Origin of the sequence: Rhodococcus sp. G-MC3 (genome assembly GCF_030063335.1) — a bacterium.
GTDB lineage: Bacteria > Actinomycetota > Actinomycetes > Mycobacteriales > Mycobacteriaceae > Rhodococcoides.
Genome location: NZ_JASISW010000054.1, coordinates 1 through 5,087 on the forward strand (window position 1 = coordinate 1; position 5,087 = coordinate 5,087).

Here is a 5,087-nt window from a genome sequence, read left to right on the forward strand (position 1 = left end):
CGGATTCTGCGGCGACATCCCGCCGATCGAATGCGAACAGCTCCACTACACTCGACAATCGGATCAGCTCGCGAGCTGACCGAACTCACACGAAACCAAGTCTCCGGACTCACCGGTGCGGTTCAATGGCCCCGTTCAGTGGGGACACGCCAATGGAACCGCCGCTACATCTGGTCCGCCGGTGAAGTCATCGCAGTAGCGCACGTGCTCGGTGCGGATACGATCCTGGACGCGTCTGGTGAAACCCACGACAGTGTCGTCTATCTATGGGCATACGACCTGTACGGCATCCGCGGCGGACAGACCGAAGAGGCCGCCGGCTATCCGCTCACCAAAGCCTTCTTCGCCGCGAATCGTCGACCAGCTCGATCTTGACCCTGAGGTAGTGCACCGTCCGTCATGGACACGGGTAGGCTGGCCCTCGATGCTGACAACGCGCAGCTGAAAGGGAAAGTCGCCGATGAATCCCATTTCGATGAACTCCGAGTCGATGAACCACAACATATCGCGATACGAGCTCGACACGGTCGAGCTGCACAAGGACACACTCCGCTACGTAGACGTGGGTGATGGACCACCGGTCGTACTGGTTCATGGTCTGCTCGGCTCGCACGAGTCGTGGGCCGGCCAAATCGAGCGCCTGTCGGACAAATACAGGGTTATCGCCCCAGACCTGTTCGGTCACGGCAGCTCCGACAAGCCGTCCGGGGATTACTCGCTCTCCTCACATGCCGCGACCATTCGCGATCTGCTGGTCCATCTCGACATCGATTCGGCACCCATGGTGGGCCATTCGCTCGGCGGCGGAATCGTCATGCAAGCCATGTATCTGTTCCCCGATCGGGTCGAGCGTATCGCCCTCGTCAGTAGCGGCGGGCTCGGACCCGAGGTCAGTCTGCTCCTCAAAGCCGCGACTCTGCCTGGCAGCGAACTCGTGCTCCCGGTGTTGGCAGCCAATTGGGTACGCACGAGCACCGAGACCGTCATCGACAAGCTCAGTGCATGGGGTCTTCCGATCCGGCTTGGCAAAAGTATGGAAGAGGCCTGGAGGTCATTCGAGACACTGGCGAACAAGGGTTCCCGCGAAGCTTTTCTTGCGTCCACCCGCGCAGTGGTCGGCCCTCGTGGTCAAACAGTCAGCGCGAAACAGCATTTCGAGAAATTCGCTGCTTTACACTCGCTGCTGGTCTGGGGCGGTAAGGATCCTATGATTCCAGCCTCCCATGCAGATAACATTCGGCGTGAAGTGCCCAATTCTCGGATCGAGATATTCTCCAGCGCTGGACATTTCCCGCAGCTCGACGAACCCGAGTTGTTCTTTCGCATACTCGATGACTTCCTGATGACCGACAAGACCGTCGAGATCCCCACCACGACCGCGGTATCGAACTGACGAGGTAACCAGGCTGTTCGGGTAACCGGCAAGCTTGGTTACAGGTCGAGATAGTCTCGGCCAGCCTGGTCGAGCGCAAGTTGACGAAACCGGCACGCAGCCTGACCGCGACCACATCGGGAAACATCTATCGGGCGCTCATTCGTCCTCGGTCTATGCATCGAGCGCCTGGGCGTTTCGGGAAGTATGCTGTCCGAACGCGGTGAAGCCACAGCCCGTAGTGGGATGGAGCGTTCTGCATGTGTATTCCTGCACTCGCGCCGTGCCGATATGGCGCGTTGACATCGGACGAAGTGCCTCGAACCGGGAGATGGGGAGTTGCACAATGACAAGCTGAAGGAACGCAGCCGGCGGTGCGACTCGACGTCACCGTCGAGCACATCGATCAAGTAGCTGTGGTCATTGCATGCGGGGAAGTAGATATTATGACCGCAGCGGTGCTGGGGGACGGTATCGAGGCTGCATTGTCGATGTCACCTGCTGCGGTGATCGTCGATCTGTCGGAGGTGGGGTTTTTGGCCTCGGTGGGAATGAGCGTGCTGATTTCGGCTCGACGCAGGGCGCGCAGCAATGTCGCGGTGATCGTCGTTGCGGACGGCCCGCATACTCGCCGTCCGATGGAGTTGGTGGGATTGAGCGCAGCGACTCCGCCGGCGCTCTGATCGGGTCGGTACTGTTCGCGATCACCGGCGCTTTCTGCACTTACTTTCTCAGCCCACGGTGGCTGGTGGCCCACCTTGTGTGGTCGAGCACGGTGATCATCGGTTTCGCTGTCACCGGGTACTACGCCGGTATCGAAGACCCGGCCACGATCACGGCAGGCGTTCTGATCGTGCTGGCCGCGGTCAAGGGGGAACCCCTGTTCGCGCACGTGGCGTGGACGGCGATTTCTCTCGACGCCCGCCGATCGGCGCTGGATTCGCTGACCGGCCTCTACAACCGCCGCGGCATGGACACTGCACTCGAAGACCTGTGGAAACACGCCCGGCAGCATCGTCTGGAGATCGCAGCAATCGTCATCGACATCGACAAGTTCAAACAAGTCAACGACCAGCACGACCACGCTATCGGCGATCAGGTGATCGGGTCGGTCGCCGACACTCTTGTCGACTTCGCTGTAGATATCGGTGACGATCGCCTGAACCGGCGCCGCACCGGCGCCGCACCGGCGCCGCTGTGCTCGCACGCACTGGTGGTGAGGAATTGCTGGCCGTTCTCACCGGCCCGTCCGGGCATCTGGACGGCCGTATTCGTGGACTCCGCCCCGCCCTGGCAGGCGGCTCCACAAGCCCGATACCGGTCACGGTGAGTATCGGTGCAGCAGTTCTCGCCGCCGACTCGCCTCTGACCGAGATGGGCCAACCGGCCCTCGAACGTCTCATCCGGACAGCCGATTCGATGATGTATCGCGCGAAAACAGCGGGAGGGGATCGCAGTCTGTCCACCACACTGTGAATCGCCGGGTACACCGCGGTAGCGGTTCGGCTCACCGGCGGGTGTGGTGGGTCGCGCGCCGTGGGCGACAGGTCGACAGCTGCACGGAAAAGCGGAGAGCCCGAACCCTCGCCTAAGGCGGTGAGTTCGGGCTTTCGCGTCGTTCGGGGGGTTTGCCGCCGGTCACCGGCGCGTTCCACACACACGGAATCGTGTTCGCGGGGCTACCGGCCGGGTCGAGCGCATTCTTGATGATCCCGATCGTTCGGGGAGAGACCGACATCGACAGATGGTCTGAGAAGTCGACGCCGCAGCCGTCCTGCAGGAGAATATTGTTGACGGTCGCATCCGGGCCGGCTTCGAGGAACGTTGTCCTGAACGGTGTCACGACCTCGTCGAATCGAGTGGCTACAGCGGTGTAGGCGACTCCGCGCTCGGTGTCACCACCGGCTACCAGCGCCTTGACGAGCGGGGAATCGATGACCTGATCGGACGCGGCAGGTCCGGCGATGGCACTGACCAGACCCAGTACGTTGAGGCCGAGGTTGTTGATGGTGCGGCCGAGCGTTCCGATGCCCACCAGTGTGGTCCCGTGGTTGGATCCGCCGAGGCTGACGATGTCCGCGACCTTGTCCTTGCTTGGGTCCGCCGTGTTGGCACCACCTTAAAAGTGCATGTACTGGCGCGAGGCCAGGCTGCCCTGCGAGTGAGCGACGATGTCGACCTTCGTCGCGCCGGTGCGGGCAAGGACAGCGTCGATGTAGTAGGCGACCTCTTTCGCACTGTCGGCGATCGGGCCGGTTCCGCGCAGCGCCGTAATGTGTCCCAGAGCGCTTGAGTCCTTGTCGCCTGTGTTGGGCGCAAACACGCAGTAGCCGGCCTCGTTCAGTGCCGGCGAGATCCGTGCGAAGTTGTTGTAGGCGTTCTCCCATGTACCACGCAGCAGCACGGTGTCCATGCGTCGTCGGTGATGGTGGCGATCGCGGCCCGGATCACCGAGTTCAGGCCGGTGGTGATCGAGACGTCCGCGCCGCCGCGGATCGCGGCAACGATAGTCGGGTAGCCGAAGTATGCGGAATCGGCTCGCACCAATGGTTTCGCGGGGGTTGGGTTCGAGGTGGTGGACGCTGTCGTGGCTTGTGCTGCGACTTCTGCCGCTCTCGTTGCGGTCCGCAGTCGCCGGACGGTGGTGAGGGTGTCGGCGATCATCCGCGCTGCCCCGCGGGAGGATCCGCAGGATCCTTTGCGTAGACGTTGCCCGGTGATGATCGGTGCGGCAGTGGACGTGGTGACGGTGGTGATCAGCGTTCGGGCCCCGAACCCCGGAGTAGCCGTAGCCGGATCCTTGTTTGCTGTGGCCGTGGACTTCGATGATGGAGTCGTCGATGTCGATCATCGCCGGTTCGGTGTCGATACCGGTGACCAGCGGGGTGTGTTCGGTGAGGGAGCACAGTAGTCGGGAGGCGACGGCGTCGAGTTGGCGGACGTGACCAAATTCGAAGGTCCGCAGGAACGATCCCAATGTGGACGGTGCGTAGGGGTAATCGAAGAGGGTGTTCATCGCGCTGTGCCGCAGGATCGCCATGTCGGCGATGCTGTCGGCTCCTGCGACCATGCCGGCGACGAGGGATCCGATCTTGCGGCCGGCGTTGGCGCCGGTGTCGGTCGGCACGCTCAGGTGCTCGTTGGCGAGGGTGGGCAGCCCGGATCGCTGCGCCAACGCCATCACCGGAACCAGTCCCGCGGTGGACACGAGATTCGGGTCGTCGAACTTTGCGGCAGCGATAGGGCGGGTGTGAGATAGTTGCATCTGCGAGATGCCCTTTCTGCGTGGCCAGAATTTGTTCTGTGAGAAGTCTTATTCTTCACCACGACAGGGCATTTCGCGTCTACAACTCGCGCTCATCTCTCACCGAATCGGTGCATCCAGGCTAAGGGCAATACCGTTCAGTTAGTGCTGAATGATTGTGCATTCGGGTGATGTGGCGGGTTGCGGATGGTATTGGTGGTGGGAGCGTTTGGCTGCCCATTTGATGACTTTGCGTTTGACAACGCGAGGGTTCGGTCGTAGGCGACGTGCGGGATTGAATCGGCGTTGCAGTTTCTCGATGGCGTGGACCCTGCGTGTCAGGGTGAATCACCCTAGGTTTTGTGCCGCCTCCAATGTGGGCTGATCCCCGGTGGTGAGGTCAGCGTAGTGGAGCGTTTCGTATTCGATCGGTGGCATGTGACCGATGCTTGAATGAAGCCGCTTGACGTT

Annotated in this window: 7 protein-coding genes and 1 pseudogene; 5 read left to right on the forward strand and 3 right to left on the reverse strand. The window is 61.8% G+C overall.

Annotated features, from left to right (window positions below):
* From QMK17_RS25855 to QMK17_RS25875, 5 genes are all read left to right on the forward strand, one after another.
* On the forward strand, window positions 1-375 hold a 375-nt coding region (locus QMK17_RS25855; RefSeq protein WP_283512146.1), incomplete at its 5' end, for a hypothetical protein.
* 115 nt (window positions 376-490) lie between these two features.
* Window positions 491-1,393 carry an alpha/beta fold hydrolase gene (locus QMK17_RS25860; protein ID WP_442972833.1) on the forward strand — a complete coding sequence of 301 codons (903 nt, stop codon included), beginning with the start codon at window positions 491-493 and terminating at the stop codon, window positions 1,391-1,393.
* A gap of 353 nt (window positions 1,394-1,746) precedes the next feature.
* Window positions 1,747-2,055 (forward strand): STAS domain-containing protein, encoded by a 309-nt coding sequence (locus tag QMK17_RS25865; protein WP_283512147.1) that lies wholly within the window; start codon window positions 1,747-1,749, stop codon window positions 2,053-2,055.
* A 65-nt stretch (window positions 2,056-2,120) separates the two neighbouring features.
* On the forward strand, window positions 2,121-2,702 hold the full coding sequence (locus QMK17_RS25870; RefSeq protein ID WP_283512148.1) for a GGDEF domain-containing protein: 582 nt from the start codon (window positions 2,121-2,123) through the stop codon (window positions 2,700-2,702).
* The gene (locus QMK17_RS25875) at window positions 2,597-2,848 is read left to right on the forward strand and encodes a hypothetical protein (RefSeq protein WP_283512149.1); all 252 of its coding nucleotides are present in this window, start codon (window positions 2,597-2,599) and stop codon (window positions 2,846-2,848) included. Before QMK17_RS25870 ends, QMK17_RS25875 begins: the two co-directional genes overlap by 106 nt.
* A 112-nt stretch (window positions 2,849-2,960) precedes the next feature.
* On the opposite strand, the gene QMK17_RS25880 is transcribed toward QMK17_RS25875, so the two are convergent.
* The 3 genes and pseudogenes from QMK17_RS25880 to QMK17_RS25890 all read right to left on the reverse strand — a co-directional run.
* The gene (locus QMK17_RS25880) at window positions 2,961-3,407 is read right to left on the reverse strand and encodes a hypothetical protein (protein WP_283512150.1); all 447 of its coding nucleotides are present in this window, start codon (window positions 3,405-3,407) and stop codon (window positions 2,961-2,963) included.
* A gap of 84 nt (window positions 3,408-3,491) precedes the next feature.
* Window positions 3,492-3,785 (reverse strand): esterase/lipase family protein, encoded by a 294-nt coding sequence (locus tag QMK17_RS25885; protein ID WP_283512151.1) that lies wholly within the window; start codon window positions 3,783-3,785, stop codon window positions 3,492-3,494.
* Window positions 3,779-4,637: pseudogene (locus QMK17_RS25890) on the reverse strand (IS1380 family transposase); the annotation flags it as partial. The pseudogene QMK17_RS25890 and the gene QMK17_RS25885, both read right to left, overlap by 7 nt.
* Window positions 4,638-5,087: the final 450 nt, after the last annotated feature.

Bases quoted from the DNA above. Each gene is read 5' to 3' on its own strand.
- QMK17_RS25860 (WP_442972833.1), top strand. From the start codon at position 491: ATGAACCACAACATATCGCGATACGAGCTCGACACGGTCGAGCTGCAC.
- QMK17_RS25885 (WP_283512151.1), bottom strand. From the start codon at position 3,785: ATGGACACCGTGCTGCTGCGTGGTACATGGGAGAACGCCTACAACAAC.